Here is a 15,658-nt window from a genome sequence, read left to right on the forward strand (position 1 = left end):
CACCGCGCGACATGCGACGCTGACGCATGGCCACCACGCCCCGGCTCACCAGTCCCGACAAGGTGGTCTACCCGGATGCGGAGATCACCAAGGGCGAGGTCGCCGACTATTACCGCGCGGTCTCGCGCTGGATGCTGCCCGAACTGGTGCGCCGGCCGCTGTCGCTGGTGCGCTGCCCGGACGGCATCGCCGGATCGTGTTTCTTCCAGAAGCATCACGCCGACTCGCTCGGCGAGCACGTGGGCGAGATCACGCTGCGCGAAGTCAGCGGCCAGGGCGATTACCTCTACGTCGAGAACCTCGATGGCGTGCTCGAACTGGTGCAGATGAACTCGCTGGAGTTCCACGTGTGGGGCTCGCGCATCGACGACATCGAGAAACCCGACCGCCTCGTGTTCGACCTGGATCCGGACGAAGGCATCGAGTGGAATGTATTGAAGGCAGCCGCGCGCGAAGTGCGCGACCGGCTCGCCGAACTCGGGCTGCGCAGCTGGGTTCGTCTTTCCGGCGGCAAGGGCGTGCACGTGGTCGCGCCGATCCGCCCCGGTCCCGACTGGTCGCAGGTGAAGGCCTTCTGCGAGGGCGTGGCCGACTCGCTCGTCTCGCGCGCGCCCGACCGCTACATCGCCACCGCGTCGAAAGCCAAGCGCGAAGGCCTCATCTTCATCGACTGGCTGCGCAATTCGCGCGGCGCCACCAGCGTGACGAGCTGGTCGCTCCGTGCACGACCGGGCGCGACCGTCGCGATGCCGCTGACGTGGGAAGAACTGGGACGCGTGCGCCAGGCGGGCGCGTTCGATCTGACGAAGGCCTTGCGCCGCGCCCGCAACCTCAAGCGCGATCCGTGGCACGCGCTGCATCGGGCCCGGCAGTCGCTGCCCACCTGAGGCGGAACGGCGGCACCGGCCGCACGCATGTTTCGGGCGCGCCGCTTCACCCGTTCTCCACAACCCTGAACCAGGCGCCACAACGATGAATGGCCCTTACGCGCGGCTTTGCTAGCGTCGCGTGCATGAGCCTACGTCTACTTATCGTCTGCAAGGGAAACATCTGCCGAAGTCCGATGGCCGAGGCCATCGTGCGTGCACGCCTGCTGCGGCCGGGCATGCAGGTCGCGTCAGCGGGCCTGGCGGCCATGCGCGGTTATCCGATCGACCCCAAGGCACAAGCCGTGCTCGCCGCGCACGGCTATGACGGGAGCGAGCACGTCGCGCGCCAGGCCACGAAGCTGCTGATGCAGCAATCCGACCTCGTGCTCGCGATGGAGCAACGCCAGGTCGCCGCGGTGCTCGCGTTATGCCCCACGTTGCGTGGGCGCGTGCTGATGCTTTCGCACTGGCAGGACGCGAGCGACATCGACGATCCCTACGGCCGCGACCAGCGCGTATTCGATGCGGCGTTCGATCGCATCGAGTCTTGTATCCGCGATTGGAAAACAAAACTGTGACACGGCCATTCCAATTGCTTCAGCGTCGTGCGCGCGCTGTGAAGTGATTCATCGAACTGAACCTGAGCTGGCGCTGTTCTCAGGTTCACTCGCGTGAACGACTCTTTTTCATCTCTTCATCAACACCACGTGCCTAGATTCGTTGCGGCACGGAGGCACCGCGTTTTGTGGACACGTCCGCAGATCACGCGACGGAACAAACGCGATGCCGATGCATTGGTTGAGTGCGCACGCACACGGAACGCAACACGCCTTTGCCCTTTCAGTCGTTCGTGTTCTGATCCGAGGTGCATGCATGAGGGACCCCAAGCTGGTGGCCGCCAGCGCGATCGCGTTGGCCGTGACACTGTTCGCCATCTTCGCCATGCGCCCGTGGGCGCGGAAGATCGGACTGGTGGATCGGCCCGATGCGCGTAAACAGCACCGGGGCAGCATTCCGCTGATCGGCGGGCTGTGCTTCTTCCTCGGTACCCTGGTGGGACTGAGCTATCTGGGCTATGTCGACGGCTTCGTCACGAGCCTGCTCGCCGGCGGCGTGATGATCGTCGCGGCCGGCGCACTGGACGACGCCAGCAACCTGAGCGTCACCTCCCGCCTGCTGGTCGAGGCCGGCGCCGCGGGCCTGGTCATCTTCATGTCGGGCTTCTACGTGCACGATCTGGGGCAGATCGTCGGCACGCGCCACATCGACATCGGCCTGTTCGGCATTCCCTTCACCATCATCGCCGTCATCGGGCTCATCAACGCCTTCAACATGATGGACGGCATCGACGGCCTCGCCGCCACCATGGCGATGGTGTGCATCGGCGCGATCCTGCTGTTCGACGACTCGTCCTGGTCGATGCCGGGCGTGCTGGTGATGCTGCAGGTGCTGTTCGCCGCGCTGATACCGTACCTGTTCGTCAACCTGGGCTGGCCCGACGGCCGCAAGGTCTTCATGGGCGATGCCGGCAGCACGCTGATCGGCTTCATCATGGCCTGGGCGCTTATTTATATGAGTCACGCCAAGGTCGGTCGCCTCAACCCGCCGGACGTGCTGTGGTGCGTCGCGCTGCCGGTGATGGATACGCTGGCGGTGATGTATCGCCGCATCCGCGCAGGCGGATCGCCGTTCAAGGCCGATCGCCAGCACCTGCACCACCTGCTGTGCGACACCGGCATGCCGCCGCGGCTGGTGCTGCTGACGATGGTCGCCATCGCGGGCCTGCTGGTGCTCATCGGCTGGTCGCTGCGCGACATGCCGCAGTCGCTCGCCTTCGCCGCGTTCATGCTGGTGATGGCGCTGCACGTGTGGTGGGTGCCCAAGGTGCTGACGCGTCTGCGCGGTCGCTGGCCGCGCAGCGCGCCGCGACCGGCGCCGGTGCCGATGCACACGCAGACCAACAACCACGGCATCAATTTCCTCAGCGCGCTGGCGAATTTCGACGACCACGACGAGGTGCGCAATGCGCCCGAGCGCCTCGATGCGCCCGCGCGTGCCGGCATCGCATTGCCCGACGTGCTGCATCTGGCCGATGCCGCCGCAGAGGCCGCATCGGACATCAACCCCAAGCCGCCGGTGCGTGCGCTGTGCGTGCTGAGCGATTCACCCGATGCGGTGCGCATGGCGCCGATCGCGCAGCAGCTGGCGCGCGACGAACGTTTCGAGACCACGTTGTGCGTGGCCGCCGAATCGGAGCAGGAATCGGCGCGCGTGCTCGAGCTGTTCGACCTGTCGGCCGACGTGAAGATCGAAGTCCCGGCGGCGGGTGAAGATCCGGCGGAAATGACCTCGAGCGCGCTGGGCGGCATCAAGCGCGTGATGACGCAGGTGCGCCCGGACCTCGTCGTCGTGCCGGGCGACGCGCCCGCGACGCTCGCCACCACGCTCGCCGCCCACTACCACCACGTGCCGGTCGTGTGCATCGACGGCGGCCTCGCCAACACCTGCGCGCCGCGCGCCGCGGACGATCCGGGCCGCCGCATCGCGCGCGCCCTCGCCTCGCTGCACGTCGCCTCGGGCCAGTCGGCCGGTCGCCAGCTCGTGGCCGAAGGCGTGCCCGCGCACCGCGTGCTGGTCACCGGCAACGCCGCGCCGGACGCGCTGCGCAGCGCGCTCGAACGCCTCCAGCCCGACAACGGCATGGGCCTGGCGCTGGCCGAACGCTTCGCCGCGCTGCGCGAAGGCGCGCCGATGATCCTGCTGCTTGGGCACGAATGCGAGGAAGCGCACGCCACGCTGATGTGCGCCGCGCTCACGCGCGTGGCCCACGAGCATCCGGGCGTCGACGTCGTCTGCGCGATCAATCCGGTGTTCCTGGACGGCAACGGCCCGGAAAACCTGCACCGCATCGAGGCGCCCGATTACCTCGCAGCACTCTTCCTGCTGCGCCGCGCGCGGCTGGCGTTCGTCGGCCCGTCGCTGCATGCCGAGGCGATGGCGCTGGAAATCCCGCTGCTGTCGCTCGACCCGCCGCCGGTGGAGGCGCAGGGTCGCGTGCACCTGATGGTCCACGACGCGCAGGCCATCGCCGGCCACGTGTCGCGCCTGCTCGACGAGGCCTGGCTGCCGCCGCGCCGCGTTTCGCAGGTCGATCGCAACCACATTCCAGATCTGAGCGACGCCGATGTGCGCGTCGCCGACGCCTTGGCGGGCCTGCGTCCAGCAGCTCATCCGATGACCCCGTCGCGGGACGCCGGTTCGCCAAACCAGGTCGCGATCCGCAACGCGTGGGGCGCGTCTTGAACGCTCCCCTCGCCTGCGCTTCGCACTGTCCCAGGACCCCACGGTCGTGGGTGTCATACGCGCGGCACGCCGCGTTCCTCCTGCGTGCGCTGTCGCATGCCCCGCTCTTCACCAGGTGACGAAACATGGCCACTCACGTGATCTCCCGGGCCGATGCCCCCTATGCCGTTCCGCCCGCAGCCAATGCGCGCGAAGACGACATCGACATCCCGACCCTCGTATCCACGCTTACCGACAACAAATGGCCGATCCTCTTTGGCACGCTGGCGTTCTTCATCGTCGCGGTGGCCTACGTACTGCTGGCGACGCCGCAGTACGAAGCCAATGCCGTGGTGCAGGTGGAATCGCGCCCGCCGACGGTGCCCGGCCTCAACCAGCCCACCACCGCGCCGGCGCCGCCGGTCGTCGATGCGCCGGCCGCCACCGAAACGCAGCTGCTCACCTCGCGCCGCGTGCTGGGTGAGGCGATCGAACGCCTCGACCTCGACACCGTCGTCGAACCGGTGCGCATGCCGCTGCTCGGCGACATGGTCTCGCGCATGCAGCAGCGCCTGCATCCGGGCGAAGTGGCATCGCCGTGGTTCGGCCTCAACAGCTACGCCTGGGGCGGCGAACAGGTCGACATCGGCCAGTTCGAAGTGCCCGATCAGCTCGTCGGCATGCCGCTGCAGCTGATCGCCGGCGAACGCGGCCGCTACAAGGTGCTCGATCCCGACGGCAACCTGATGCTGGAAGGCCGCGTCGGCCAGAAGGCCACCAACGGCCGCGGCCTGACGCTGGAGATCGAACGCCTCGCCGCCAACGCCGGCACGCGCTTCGACCTCACGCGCCTGAACACCATGGCGCTGATGACCAAGCTCAAGAAGGACATCACCGTCAGCGAGCAGGGCCGCAACTCCGGCATCATCAACCTGACCTATTCGCACCCGGATCCGCTGCGCGCCAAGCAGGTGCTCGACCAGATCACCCAGGCCTACGTGCGCCAGAACGTCGCGCGCAACTCGGCCGAAGCCGCCAAGCGCCTGCAGTTCGTGACCGAACAGCTGCCGAAGGTGCGTCGTGAACTGGCCGATGCGCAGGCGCGCCTGAACACCTTCCAGTCGCGCACGCGCACGATGGACGTCGGCGTGTCGAACAAGGCGCTGCTCGACCAGACCGTCGCGCTGGACCAGAGCATCCAGCAGCTGCAGGTGCAGCGCGCCGACATCGCCAGCCGCTACACGCCCGAGCATCCGGTCTACCAGTCGCTGATGCGCCAGATCGGCCAGTTCGAGTCGAAGAAGAACCAGATCATGAGCCAGATCGGGAACCTGCCCGATACGCAGCAGGGTCTGTTCCGCCTGAACCGCGACGTGGAGGTCATCAACCAGACCTACGCGAACCTGCTCGACCAGGCGCAGCAGCTGAACATCGCCGCCGCCAGCGCGGTCGGCAACGCGCGCGTGATCGATCCGGCCGACGTCAACATGGACAGCCCGTCGTGGCCGAAGCCGTTGATCGTCATCGGCGCCGGCACGCTGATCGGCGCTATGTTCATGGTCGCCTTCGTGCTCACGCGCCAGATGTTCCGTCGCGGCGTGGAAGATCCGGTCGACATCGAGCTGCTCGGCCTGCCGGTGTACGCGTCGATTCCCTTCAGCGCGAAGGGCAAGCAGATCGTCGCGCAGCCCGGCACGGCGGCGCGTCGCGACGGCAAGCAGCGCCTGCTCGCCTTCCGCTCGCCGTCGGACCTCGCGATGGAGGCGTTGCGCACGCTGCGCACCAGCCTGCATTTCGCGCGCTTCGAGATGAAGAACAACATGCTGATGATCGCCGCGCCCAGCCCGGGCGTCGGCAAGTCCTTCGTCTGCGCGAACCTCGCCGTGACGATGGCACAGGCCGGCCAGCGCGTGCTGCTGGTGGACGCCGACATGCGCCGCGGCACGCTGCACCTGGCGCTCGGCACGCGCGCCGACGGCGGGTTGTCGGAGCTGATTTCCGGCCGCATCGACGAGATCCAGGCCGTACGCAAGGTCGGCGGCACGGAGAACCTGTCGTTCATCACGCGCGGCACGATCCCGCCGAACCCGTCGGAACTGCTGATGCATCCGCGCTTCACCGCGCTGCTGGACAAGCTCGCGCAGCAGTACGACATCGTGGTGATCGATACGCCGCCGGTGCTGGCGGTGACCGACGCGGCCGTGATCGGCCACCACGTCGGCACCTGCCTGATGGTGGTGCGCTGGGGCCTCAACCAGCAGCGCGAGATCGCGCTGGCCAAGCAGCGCCTGGAGCAGAACGGCGTGGAAGTGCGCGGCGCGATCTTCAACGCGGTGCAGAAGCGCGGCTCGGGCCAGTACGCGTACACGTACTACGACTACCAGCCCATGAAGGACGAACCGCTGAAGGCGGCCGCGAGGTAATGCCGATGCGAACACAGATCACGATGTCGCCCTATTACGGCACGCCGGACTTCTCGCGCCTGATGCGCGAGGACGTCCCGCCGCCGGCGGTGGATCCGGTGTCGATCGCCGACATCCTGCGCAACGCGTTCGTCTATCCGCCCTACTCCATCTACGAAGGCGTGCGGCTGGTGACGTTCGGGTTCTGCCCGCACGACGACATGCACACCGAGCCCAAGTTCCACTTCAAGTTCCGCAACGCCGGCGAAGTGCCCGAGTACGCGGCGACGGAACAGGACTGGGTCGCCGGCTACCACCGGCGCCTGTGCGATGCGATCCAGCGCAGCTGCGCGGGCATGTCGGCGCCGTGGCTGCTGCAGAGCGGCGGCAAGGATTCGACCACGCTGGCGATCGCCATCGCCGATGCGCGGCCCGACACGACGTGCATCACCTACCTGGGCGGCCAGGAAGAGGACGAGGTCGAATCGGCCACGCACGTCGCGCGCACGCTCGGCCTTCGCCACGAAACGCTGACCTGCGACCCGGCGCGCGCGTACGACCGCTACCTCGACGTCGTGCATCGCATGCCGCTGCTGACCGCCGACTTCGCCCTGCTCTCGTGCATCGACCTGGGCACCGAAGTGGCGGGGCACGGCGGCGACGGCGTCGTCGACGGCCTGGGCGCGGACAGCTATTTCGGCACGCCGATGAGCAAGCGCCAGGAGATGCTCAAGCGCCTGTCGCGCGATCTCCCGCTGCCAGGCTGGTTGTCCGAACTGCCCGGCGTGGATCGCAGCTTCAAGCTCTGCTACATGCTCAGCACGCTGCGCATGAACGAGATCGAGCGCGCGTTCCCCGGCTCGCGTTTCACCGACGACGAGGCCGACGAACTGCTCGGCCGCCCGATGTCGCAGCATTCGCGCCATCGCCTCGAGCTGTATCGCGAGGAGATCGGTTCGGCGACGAGCCTTTGGGAATGGCGCGACATGTCGACCTCGATCGCCGGTTCCGCGGGCGCATTCGCCAAGGGCCTGTATTCCAGCGCGGCGCTGGGCCTGAAAGTCGCGTATCCCTTCTGCGACCTCACGCTGCGCGAGTGGATCCACCGCGAAGTGCCGCGTTACCAGAAGGTCGATCCGGTCACCAAGCTCAACAAGCTGCTCATCCGCGACCACATCGCCACGCGTTTCGGCGAGTTGCCGTACGTGACCGGCAAGGGCAGTTTCCGCTTCGACGTGCGCGGCCTGGCGCGGGCGCGGTTCGATCGCGTGCGCGAGTTGGCGCGCAATTCGGAGGAGCTGCCCGGCGCGGGCGCGTGGCTCGATCGCAACCGCCGCCGTTTCGACAACAAGTACCACGCCTCGAAGTTCTACCTGCTCGCCGTCGTGCTGCCGTGGCTCGCCTCGCGCCGCGAACGCCGTGCGCAGGTGCAGGAAACCGACATGCGCGAACGTGCCTATGCCTGACCTGCTGCGGCGGCGGATTGCCGCGTCCCTCGCGATGCTGTCCACGGCGCCGATGGCGTCGTGGGCGGCCTCGCCCATCGGGAGCGCCGTGGTGGACGTGCGCCGCCACGGCGCGCGCGGCAACGGCGTCGCCAACGACACGCGCGCGTTCCAGCAGGCCATCGACGCGCTGCCGGCAGCCGGCGGCACGGTGCAGGTGCCCGCCGGCGATTACCTGATCGATCCCACCGTCGGCGTGCAGCTGCGCAGCCGAATGCACCTGGCGATGTCGCCGGGCACGCGCCTGCTCGCCAAGCCCAACGCCGCCGAACGTGCGTACGTGCTCAACGCGCACCGCGTGAGCGACGTGACGATCTCCGGCGGACGGATCATCGGCGAGCGTTCGGCGCACAAGGGCATCACCGGCGAATGGGGCCACGGCCTCATGATCCGCGCCGCCGAACGCGTGAACGTGCGCGACCTCCACATCTCGCATTGCTGGGGCGACGGCATTTCGATCGGCGGGGCCAAGGTCGGCGCCGCGTTCGTGCCCAGTCGTGACGTGACGATCGAACGCGTGGTGTGCGCCGACAATCGCCGCCAGGGACTCACCATCGGCCGCTCGCGCCGCGTCCGGGTGTTCGATTCGGAATTCATCGACACCGGCGGCACCGCGCCGGGCGCGGGCATCGACGTGGAGCCCGACGAGGGCGACATCGCCGACGACATCCTCATCGCCCGCTGCACGGTACGCGGCAACCGCGGCGCCGGCATCCAGCTGTACAAGCGCGTTTCCGACGCGACGGTCCGCGAGTGCCTGATCGAGCACAACCGCGGCCACGGCATCCTGACGCTGGGCGCGAGCGATTGCCTCATCGAGGACAACCGCATCCGCGAGAACGTGCTCGGTGGCGTCGGCGTGCGGCCGGGCACGCGCGGGCTGGTGATCGCGCGCAACGAGTTCGACGACAACGGTCCAACCGGTTCCTCCCCGCAGGCCAAACGCAGCGGCGGAAAGCGCCACGTCACCATCGCCGAGAGGACCGAGCGCATCAGCGTGGCAGCGGACAACCGTTACCTGGATTGAGCCCCGAGCGGGCTCATCAAGAACATGCTCTTGTAGCCCGGGTAAGCGAAGCGCACCCGGGGAACGCGGTGTCGCGCGGCACCGGAAAGTTCGTGATCTCGGGTGCACTGCGCTTGCCCGGACCACACCGCACGAGCGCTCGCACCGGGTCGTGAAAACGCGACGTGCGAAACTCACGTGGCTTCACGCGATTTCACGCGCGATGCTCACGTGCGCAGCGAACTCATCCACGTCGAATGCTGCCGCGCCCGGTTCATGCTGCGCAAACGCTGTGCATCGTGCAGCATCGTCTTCGCAGTCATGAACTTGAATGCGGATGTTTATGAACGTCACGTGCGGATTTGCTTGCGCGCGTGCACAAATAGTGAAGATTAGGGTTTCGATTCACGGTTGTTGCTGTAGGGTGCACGTCAGTCACGAACATGATCGTGGCGTGATGACGTGAAGACGCGAGGGGGCGCTCTTCACACCACCAAGCCCCATCGAGCAAAACCGCTCACCCGGGGGCGTTCCTTAATTCCGGAACCCTACTGTGAACGATAACCAGGTGATGGCGCCTGCGACCGCCGAACGTCGCGAATTCCTCCGCAAGTCCCTGCTCCTCTCGATCCCGCCCGTGCTCGGTTTCGCCGGCATCGGCAAAGTGATGGCCGCCACCGGCGCGACCACCGCCCTCACGTATACGCCGCCGAAGCGTGCCCGCGGCACCACGACGCTCAACGTCAAGAACTACGGTGCGCGCGGCAACGGCTCCAACGACGACACCACCGCCTTCCAGAAGGCCATCAACGCGCTGCCGTCGACGGGCGGCACCGTGTACGTGCCCGCCGGCAACTACGTGATCGACCCGACGCGGAACGTGCGCCTGCGCAGCAAGATGCACCTCAAGCTCGATCCGGGCGCGGAGCTGTGGGCCAAGAGCAACAGCGCCGAGCGCGCGTACGTGCTGATGGCGATGCAGGTCAGCGACGTCGAGATTTCCGGCGGCAAGATCCGCGGCGATCGCTACCGCCACCTCGGCACGAAGGGCGAGTGGGGCCACGGCATCATGGTGCGCGGCTCCAACCGCGTGACGGTGCGCGACATCTACATCACCGACTGCTGGGGCGACGGCATGTCCATCGGCGGCGCCGCGCAGGCGTCCGGTGCGGTAGTTCCGTGCAACGACGTCGTCGTCTCCAACATCGTATCGACCAACAACCGCCGCCAGGGCCTGACCATCGGCTGCTCGCGCAACGTGAAGGTGTACGACAGCGAGTTCAGCAACACCAACGGCATCGCGCCGCAGTGTGGCATCGACATCGAGCCGGACGTCAACGACTCGCGCACCACCGACACCGTGCACATCGAGAACTGCCTGATCCGCAAGAACAAGGGCAACGGCATCCTGGTGTACAAGCGCGTGACCGGCGTGACGATCAAGAACAACACGGTCGAGTACAACGGCGGCTACGGCGTGCTCACCGTCGGCGCGAACGGCGGCTACATCGCGCTCAACCGCATGAATCGCAACTACCTGTGCGGCCTGATGTTCAGCTCGACCAGCAACGACTACCAGGCCAGCAGCAACGTCTTCCGCAACAACTACACGAAGATCTTCGGCTCGCATACCACCAACTACGCGCTGGTTTCGATGACCGGGATCAAGGCGGGCATTGCGCCGAAGGGCAACGACCCGCACGTGCAGAAGGCCAGCACCGCCACCAACATCCGCGTCACGACCAACCAGTACGCGAAGTAGGTTTCGAACCGTCACGCCGCTCCGGGGGGAGCGGCCGCGCGGACAATCGAGGCAACGGCCGGCGAAAGCCGGCCGTCTTTTTTTGTCGCGATCACGCCGTTCCTACACGAGCGATGCATTGCGACGACGTGACGACAACGACAGTTCCTCGTTCACGTGGGGATGCAAACGTGAGCGGGGCGTGCACGGCCTGGAAAATTAGCATGGCTAGAATCCGGACACCCCCGGAACCAAGGAAGCCTTGCCACGCATCGCACCAGGATGGAGCGCTGCCAGGTCATCACGTATGCGCATCGTCTTCTTCGCCAACACCGACTGGTATCTCTACAACTTCCGCCTTCCCACCGCAGTGCACCTGCAGGGCCAGGGCGCGGAGGTCGTGATGGTCTCGCCCGATGGTCCGTTCGGCGAGCGCTTCGCCGGCCACGGCATCCGCTGGGAAAAACTTCCGATGGATCGCGCGAGCCTCAACCCGGTGCGCGAGGCGGTCACCGTGCGGCATCTCACCGCGCTGCTGCGGCGCGAGCGCCCGGACCTCATCCACAACTTCACCGTGAAGTGCGCGGTGTACGGCGCGATGGCCGCGCGGCTGTCCGGCGTGCCCGCGGTGGTGAACGCCGTCGCCGGCCTGGGGTACGTGTACGCGAGCAACACCCTGAAGGCGCGCGTGCTGCGCCCGGTCGTGAGTGCGCTGATGCGCTCCACGCTCGGCAGCGGCAACTCGCGCGTGATCCTGCAGAACCCCGACGACGCCGATGCGCTCACCGACCTGCGTCTGGTGCCGAAGGACCGCATCCGCCTGATCCGCAGTTCCGGCGTGAACGTCGATCGCTTCCAGCCATGCGCGGACCGTGCCAGCGATGCACCGCTTCGCGTGCTGCTCGCGGCGCGACTGCTGCGCGAGAAGGGCATCGGCGAATTCGTCGAGGCCTCGCGCATGCTCAAGGAGCGCGGCCGCAACGTGGAGTTCCTCCTCGCCGGCACGCCGGACTACGGCAACCCAAGCTCGTTCCAGGGCGAGGAAGTCCAGGCCTGGCACGATGCCGGCCTCGTCCAGTGGCTCGGCCACGTCGACGACATGCCGGCGTTGATGTCGTCGGTCGACGTGATGGCGCTGCCGAGCTATTACCGCGAAGGCGTGCCGCGTTGCCTGATCGAAGGCGCGGCCAGCGGCCTGTGCATCATCACCACCAACTTGCCCGGCTGCCGCGAGGTCGTCACCACGCACGGCGAAGACGGATTGCAGGTGCCGCCGCGCGATGCGGCCTCGCTCGCCGGGCTGATCATGCAGCTCGACGACGACCGCGCGCAGGTGCGCCGGCTCGGCGCGAAGGCGCGAGAGCGTGCGCTGGCGCATTTCGACGAGCGGCTGGTGATCGGCCGCACGCTGGACGTCTACCGTGAGCTGCTGGAGTCGGACCTGCTGACCGTGGCGCGCCCTGCGGCGCGCGCGACGACGCTGGGCTGCGCCGGCGAATGAACGCCAGCGCCTGGCGCCCCGCGGCGACGGCGATCAGCCTGCTCTGGCTGGCCACCATGGCCGGCGCGGGCATGGTGTTCCTCGCGCAGGTATTGCTCGCGCGTCGGCTCGGGCCGGCGGAATACGGGCTGTTCGCCTCATCGCTGGCGACGGTCACCGTCGTCGCGCCGCTGGCGGGTTTCGGCCTGTCGCAGTTCCGCCTGCGTGTGTACGGCGCGGAAGGCTGGGCCGGCGATCGCTGGTTGAAACCGTCGTTCCGCTTCTCCGCATGGACGTGCGCGCTCGCGATCGGCGGCGTCGTCGCCTGGGCGCTGCTCGGTCCCGTGGTCGATGACGACACGCGCGACACGTTGCTGCTGCTCACCCCGGTGATCGCCGGCCTGTTCGCGGTCGACCTGGTCGGCAGCAAGCTGCGTCTGGAAGAACGCCACAGCGCGCTGGCCTTGTGGCAGATGCTGATGTCCGCTGGCCGGCTTGCGGTGGCCGCGACGCTGCTCGCGCTGCCGTTCGCCAACGCACTCGGTGCGGCGCTCGGCTACGGCGTGGTCGCGCTGCTGATCGCCGCGCTCGCGATGCCGCAGTTGAACGCGATGTGGCACGGGCGCATGGAGTTGCAGGGCCACGGCCCGCGGCCCACCTCGCTCGAACCCCTGCAGACGCCCACCGTGCCGCAGTTGTGGTCGCAGGCGTGGGCGTATGGCGTCGCCGCGATCCTCTACCCGGTGTTCTTCCAGGTCAGCACGGTGCTGCTGAAATACCTCAGCAGCAACGAGGACGCCGGCCATTACGGCGTCGCGCTCGGCGTGATGACGGCGATCTACCTGTTCCCGGCGACGGTCTACCACAAGTTCCTGCTGTCGCGGCTGCACCGCTGGGCCGTGCACGATCGCCCGCGTTTCTGGCGCGTGTACCGGATCGGCAACCTGTCGATGCTCGGTGCCGGCGTCGTCGTCGGGTTGTTGCTGGCCGCCGTCTCGCCGTGGGCGATCCCCCTCGCATTCGGTCCCGCATTCGCCGACGTGTCGACGCTGCTCATGGTGCTCGCGCTGTGCGTGCCGGTGCGCTTCCTGTCCACCGCGGTGGAAGCGGCGCTGCTCACCGAAAGCCACATGCGCTATCGCGTCGTGTCGATGCTGTTCGCCGCCGTCGTGGCCGTCGCGCTCAACTGGCTGCTGATCCCGCGCTACGGCGTGATGGGCGCCGCGTGGGCGACGGTCGCATCCGAGATCCTGCTGCTGCTCGCCCGATGGCTCGGCGTGCGCGGCTTCATGCCCGATCGGGCGTGAGACCGTGCGATGAATCGGCCGCTCGCGACATCGACGATTCCTGAACCCAGCCCGGAAGGCGCCCCGGGCTTCACTTCACGTATACGCCAAAACGCACGCGAACGGTTTCCAATGCCAGAGATGATCGACGAGCCCCGAACTGCCGCCGATGTTTCCCCCGTCGCGAGTGCGCGAAGCGCGCTTGCGCCCGTGTCCGTGGTGGTGCCGTGTTATCGATGCGGCGCGACCATCGGCGACTCGGTCGCCTCCGTGTACGCACAGACGCTGCGTCCCGCGCAGGTCGTACTGGTCGATGACGCCAGCCCGGACGACACCATCGGCGCGCTGCACGCGGTCGCCGCACAGTATCCACCGGGGTGGATCGAAGTCGTGCAGCTGCCCAAGAACGGCGGCCCGTCCGCGGCGCGCAACGCGGGATGGGAGCGTTCGACGCAGCCGTACGTCGCGTTCCTCGATGCCGACGACACCTGGGTGCCGACCAAGATCGAACTGCAGATGCGCGCGCTTCGTGCCGATCCGCAGATCGCGCTGCTCGCGCATCGCATGCTCGTGCGCGAACGCGATCGTCCCGCGCCGCCCGCCCCACGCGAGGCGCGCACGCACATCGTGCCGCGCCGCCGATTGCTGCTGAATAACCCGTTCCCGACGGCATCCGTCGTGCTTCGCCGCGACCTGCCGTTCCGTTTCGACGAGAACTACCGCCGCGTCGAGGACTTCCTGCTCTGGGGCCAGATCGGCTTTTCGGGCTACCGCTGCGCCAAGCTCGACCAGGTGCTCGCGTACTGGCACAAGGCGAACTACGGCGCCGGTGGCCTGAGCGAAGACCTGAAGGCGATGCATCGCGCCGGTCGCGAAGTGCGCCGCGAACTCCTGCGCCAGGGACTGGTGACGTATCCCGAACACTGCTTCGCGCGCAGCATCGGCATGGTGCGCAAGGCGCGCCAGCGCATGCTGCTGGCGCTACGGCGGGCCACCGAAGGAGGCGCGACCCCGTGAACGTCAACGTTCCCGAGTACGGCATGACGCAGCGGCGTTCGACCTGGGCGCCGGCGGCGAACACGCTCAGCGCGATGCTGCTGATCGCGGTCGGGCTGTTCGGGTGCTGGCTCGTCGGCACGCGCCCGCTGGACGTGGGCACCGACACGCAGACCTATGCCGGCTTCTTCCAGGGCCTGAGTTCCGGCGGTGGCGAAACGCGACTGGAACCGGGTTTCGTCTATCTCACCTGGGGACTGTGGAAGCTGGGCCTGGGCGTCATCGGATACCAGACGGCGCTGTTCGCCTTCATGCTCGGCACCATCTTCATCGCGACGCGTCGTTACCAGGACTACCTCGTCGGCGACGATCCGGTGCAGCGCCGCGGTTTCCTGACCTTCCTCGGCGCGGCGATCATGCTGCTGTACGTATCGCCGATGTTCGTCAACGCGACGATCAACGCGGTGCGCCAGGGCCTGGCCGCGCTGCTGGTGTTCGCCTCGCTGCTCTCGTTCCAGCGCAGGCAGTGGCTCGCGTTCGTCGTGCTCGGCGCGGTGGCGGCGAGCCTGCACCTGTCGTCGCTGCTCTACCTGGTGTTCGCGCCGGTGCTGCTTTTCGGGACCAGGATGCAGCGCCTCATCGCCGTCATTGCGTTCGGGGCCTACGTCAGCGGGCTGTCGACGATGATCGTCCGCGCCTTCATACCGGCGCTGTACGAGCTGATGATGACCTACACCGCGACCGACCGCTCGCGCGTCGGCGTGCGCATCGACTTCGCCGTGTTCTCGATCTTCTGGTACATGCTGCCGTTCGTGCTGGCGCCGCTGGTGCGCGCCGAATATCGCGAGAAGATCAAGCAGAGCGCCGCGGTCTACCTGGTGATGACGCTGCCGTTCTTCGCCGTGGGCTGGGGCTACTTCTCCAATCGCTACCTGCTGCCGGCGTGGCTGAGCGTGTCGCTGATCCTCGCCGCGATGCTCGTGCACAGCCGCGTCGCATTGCTGCGCAATCCGCTGCTGCTGCGCTTCGGGTTGATCCTGTCGTGCGCCGCGTTCTATTACTACGTCACCCACGAGATCCTCATCTGACGC

Annotated in this window: 11 protein-coding genes; all 11 read left to right on the forward strand. The window is 67.5% G+C overall.

Features of this window, described 5'->3' with window-relative positions; genetic code table 11:
- Positions 1 to 26: 26 nt before the first annotated feature.
- The 11 genes from ligD (at position 27) to LA521A_RS11400 (ending at position 15,655) form a co-directional block, all read left to right on the forward strand.
- Complete coding sequence (ligD, locus tag LA521A_RS11350) at positions 27 to 887, forward strand: non-homologous end-joining DNA ligase (protein ID WP_281779013.1); 861 nt, start codon at positions 27 to 29, stop codon at positions 885 to 887.
- A gap of 176 nt (positions 888 to 1,063) precedes the next feature.
- Complete coding sequence (locus LA521A_RS11355; protein WP_281779014.1) at positions 1,064 to 1,447, forward strand: arsenate reductase/protein-tyrosine-phosphatase family protein; 384 nt, start codon at positions 1,064 to 1,066, stop codon at positions 1,445 to 1,447.
- A gap of 295 nt (positions 1,448 to 1,742) precedes the next feature.
- Positions 1,743 to 4,172, forward strand: a complete 2,430-nt coding sequence (locus LA521A_RS11360) for a UDP-N-acetylglucosamine 2-epimerase (protein WP_281779015.1) — start codon at positions 1,743 to 1,745, stop codon at positions 4,170 to 4,172.
- Positions 4,173 to 4,297: 125 nt separating this feature from the next.
- Positions 4,298 to 6,574: a polysaccharide biosynthesis tyrosine autokinase gene (locus LA521A_RS11365; protein ID WP_281779016.1), complete on the forward strand. Its 2,277-nt coding sequence runs from the start codon at positions 4,298 to 4,300 to the stop codon at positions 6,572 to 6,574.
- A gap of 5 nt (positions 6,575 to 6,579) precedes the next feature.
- Positions 6,580 to 8,019: an asparagine synthase-related protein gene (locus LA521A_RS11370; RefSeq protein WP_281779017.1), complete on the forward strand. Its 1,440-nt coding sequence runs from the start codon at positions 6,580 to 6,582 to the stop codon at positions 8,017 to 8,019.
- Complete coding sequence (locus LA521A_RS11375; protein ID WP_281779018.1) at positions 8,012 to 9,085, forward strand: right-handed parallel beta-helix repeat-containing protein; 1,074 nt, start codon at positions 8,012 to 8,014, stop codon at positions 9,083 to 9,085. The genes LA521A_RS11370 and LA521A_RS11375 overlap by 8 nt, the downstream gene beginning before the upstream one ends.
- Positions 9,086 to 9,617: 532 nt before the next feature.
- Positions 9,618 to 10,826 (forward strand): right-handed parallel beta-helix repeat-containing protein, encoded by a 1,209-nt coding sequence (locus LA521A_RS11380; protein WP_281779019.1) that lies wholly within the window; start codon positions 9,618 to 9,620, stop codon positions 10,824 to 10,826.
- 286 nt (positions 10,827 to 11,112) lie between these two features.
- A complete protein-coding gene (locus tag LA521A_RS11385; RefSeq protein ID WP_281779020.1) occupies positions 11,113 to 12,306 on the forward strand; it encodes a glycosyltransferase family 4 protein in 1,194 nt (397 codons plus the stop codon).
- A complete protein-coding gene (locus tag LA521A_RS11390) occupies positions 12,303 to 13,592 on the forward strand; it encodes a lipopolysaccharide biosynthesis protein (RefSeq protein WP_281779021.1) in 1,290 nt (429 codons plus the stop codon). The genes LA521A_RS11385 and LA521A_RS11390 overlap by 4 nt, the downstream gene beginning before the upstream one ends.
- Positions 13,593 to 13,793: 201 nt before the next feature.
- The gene (locus LA521A_RS11395; protein WP_281779022.1) at positions 13,794 to 14,588 is read left to right on the forward strand and encodes a glycosyltransferase family 2 protein; all 795 of its coding nucleotides are present in this window, start codon (positions 13,794 to 13,796) and stop codon (positions 14,586 to 14,588) included.
- Complete coding sequence (locus tag LA521A_RS11400; protein WP_281779023.1) at positions 14,585 to 15,655, forward strand: EpsG family protein; 1,071 nt, start codon at positions 14,585 to 14,587, stop codon at positions 15,653 to 15,655. The genes LA521A_RS11395 and LA521A_RS11400 overlap by 4 nt, the downstream gene beginning before the upstream one ends.
- Positions 15,656 to 15,658: the final 3 nt, after the last annotated feature.

The sequence above is a fragment of the Lysobacter auxotrophicus genome (assembly GCF_027924565.1).
Lineage (GTDB): Bacteria > Pseudomonadota > Gammaproteobacteria > Xanthomonadales > Xanthomonadaceae > Lysobacter_J > Lysobacter_J auxotrophicus.

What these genes read in the sequence shown, in the direction of transcription:
- LA521A_RS11355 (WP_281779014.1), top strand. Translation starts at nt 1,064, where the DNA reads ATGGCCGAGGCCATCGTGCGTGCACGCCTGCTGCGGCCGGGCATGCAG.
- LA521A_RS11390 (WP_281779021.1), top strand. Translation starts at nt 12,303, where the DNA reads ATGAACGCCAGCGCCTGGCGCCCCGCGGCGACGGCGATCAGCCTGCTC.
- LA521A_RS11360 (WP_281779015.1), top strand. Translation starts at nt 1,743, where the DNA reads ATGAGGGACCCCAAGCTGGTGGCCGCCAGCGCGATCGCGTTGGCCGTG.
- LA521A_RS11365 (WP_281779016.1), top strand. Translation starts at nt 4,298, where the DNA reads ATGGCCACTCACGTGATCTCCCGGGCCGATGCCCCCTATGCCGTTCCG.
- LA521A_RS11385 (WP_281779020.1), top strand. Translation starts at nt 11,113, where the DNA reads ATGCGCATCGTCTTCTTCGCCAACACCGACTGGTATCTCTACAACTTC.
- ligD (WP_281779013.1), top strand. Translation starts at nt 27, where the DNA reads ATGGCCACCACGCCCCGGCTCACCAGTCCCGACAAGGTGGTCTACCCG.
- LA521A_RS11370 (WP_281779017.1), top strand. Translation starts at nt 6,580, where the DNA reads ATGCGAACACAGATCACGATGTCGCCCTATTACGGCACGCCGGACTTC.
- LA521A_RS11375 (WP_281779018.1), top strand. Translation starts at nt 8,012, where the DNA reads ATGCCTGACCTGCTGCGGCGGCGGATTGCCGCGTCCCTCGCGATGCTG.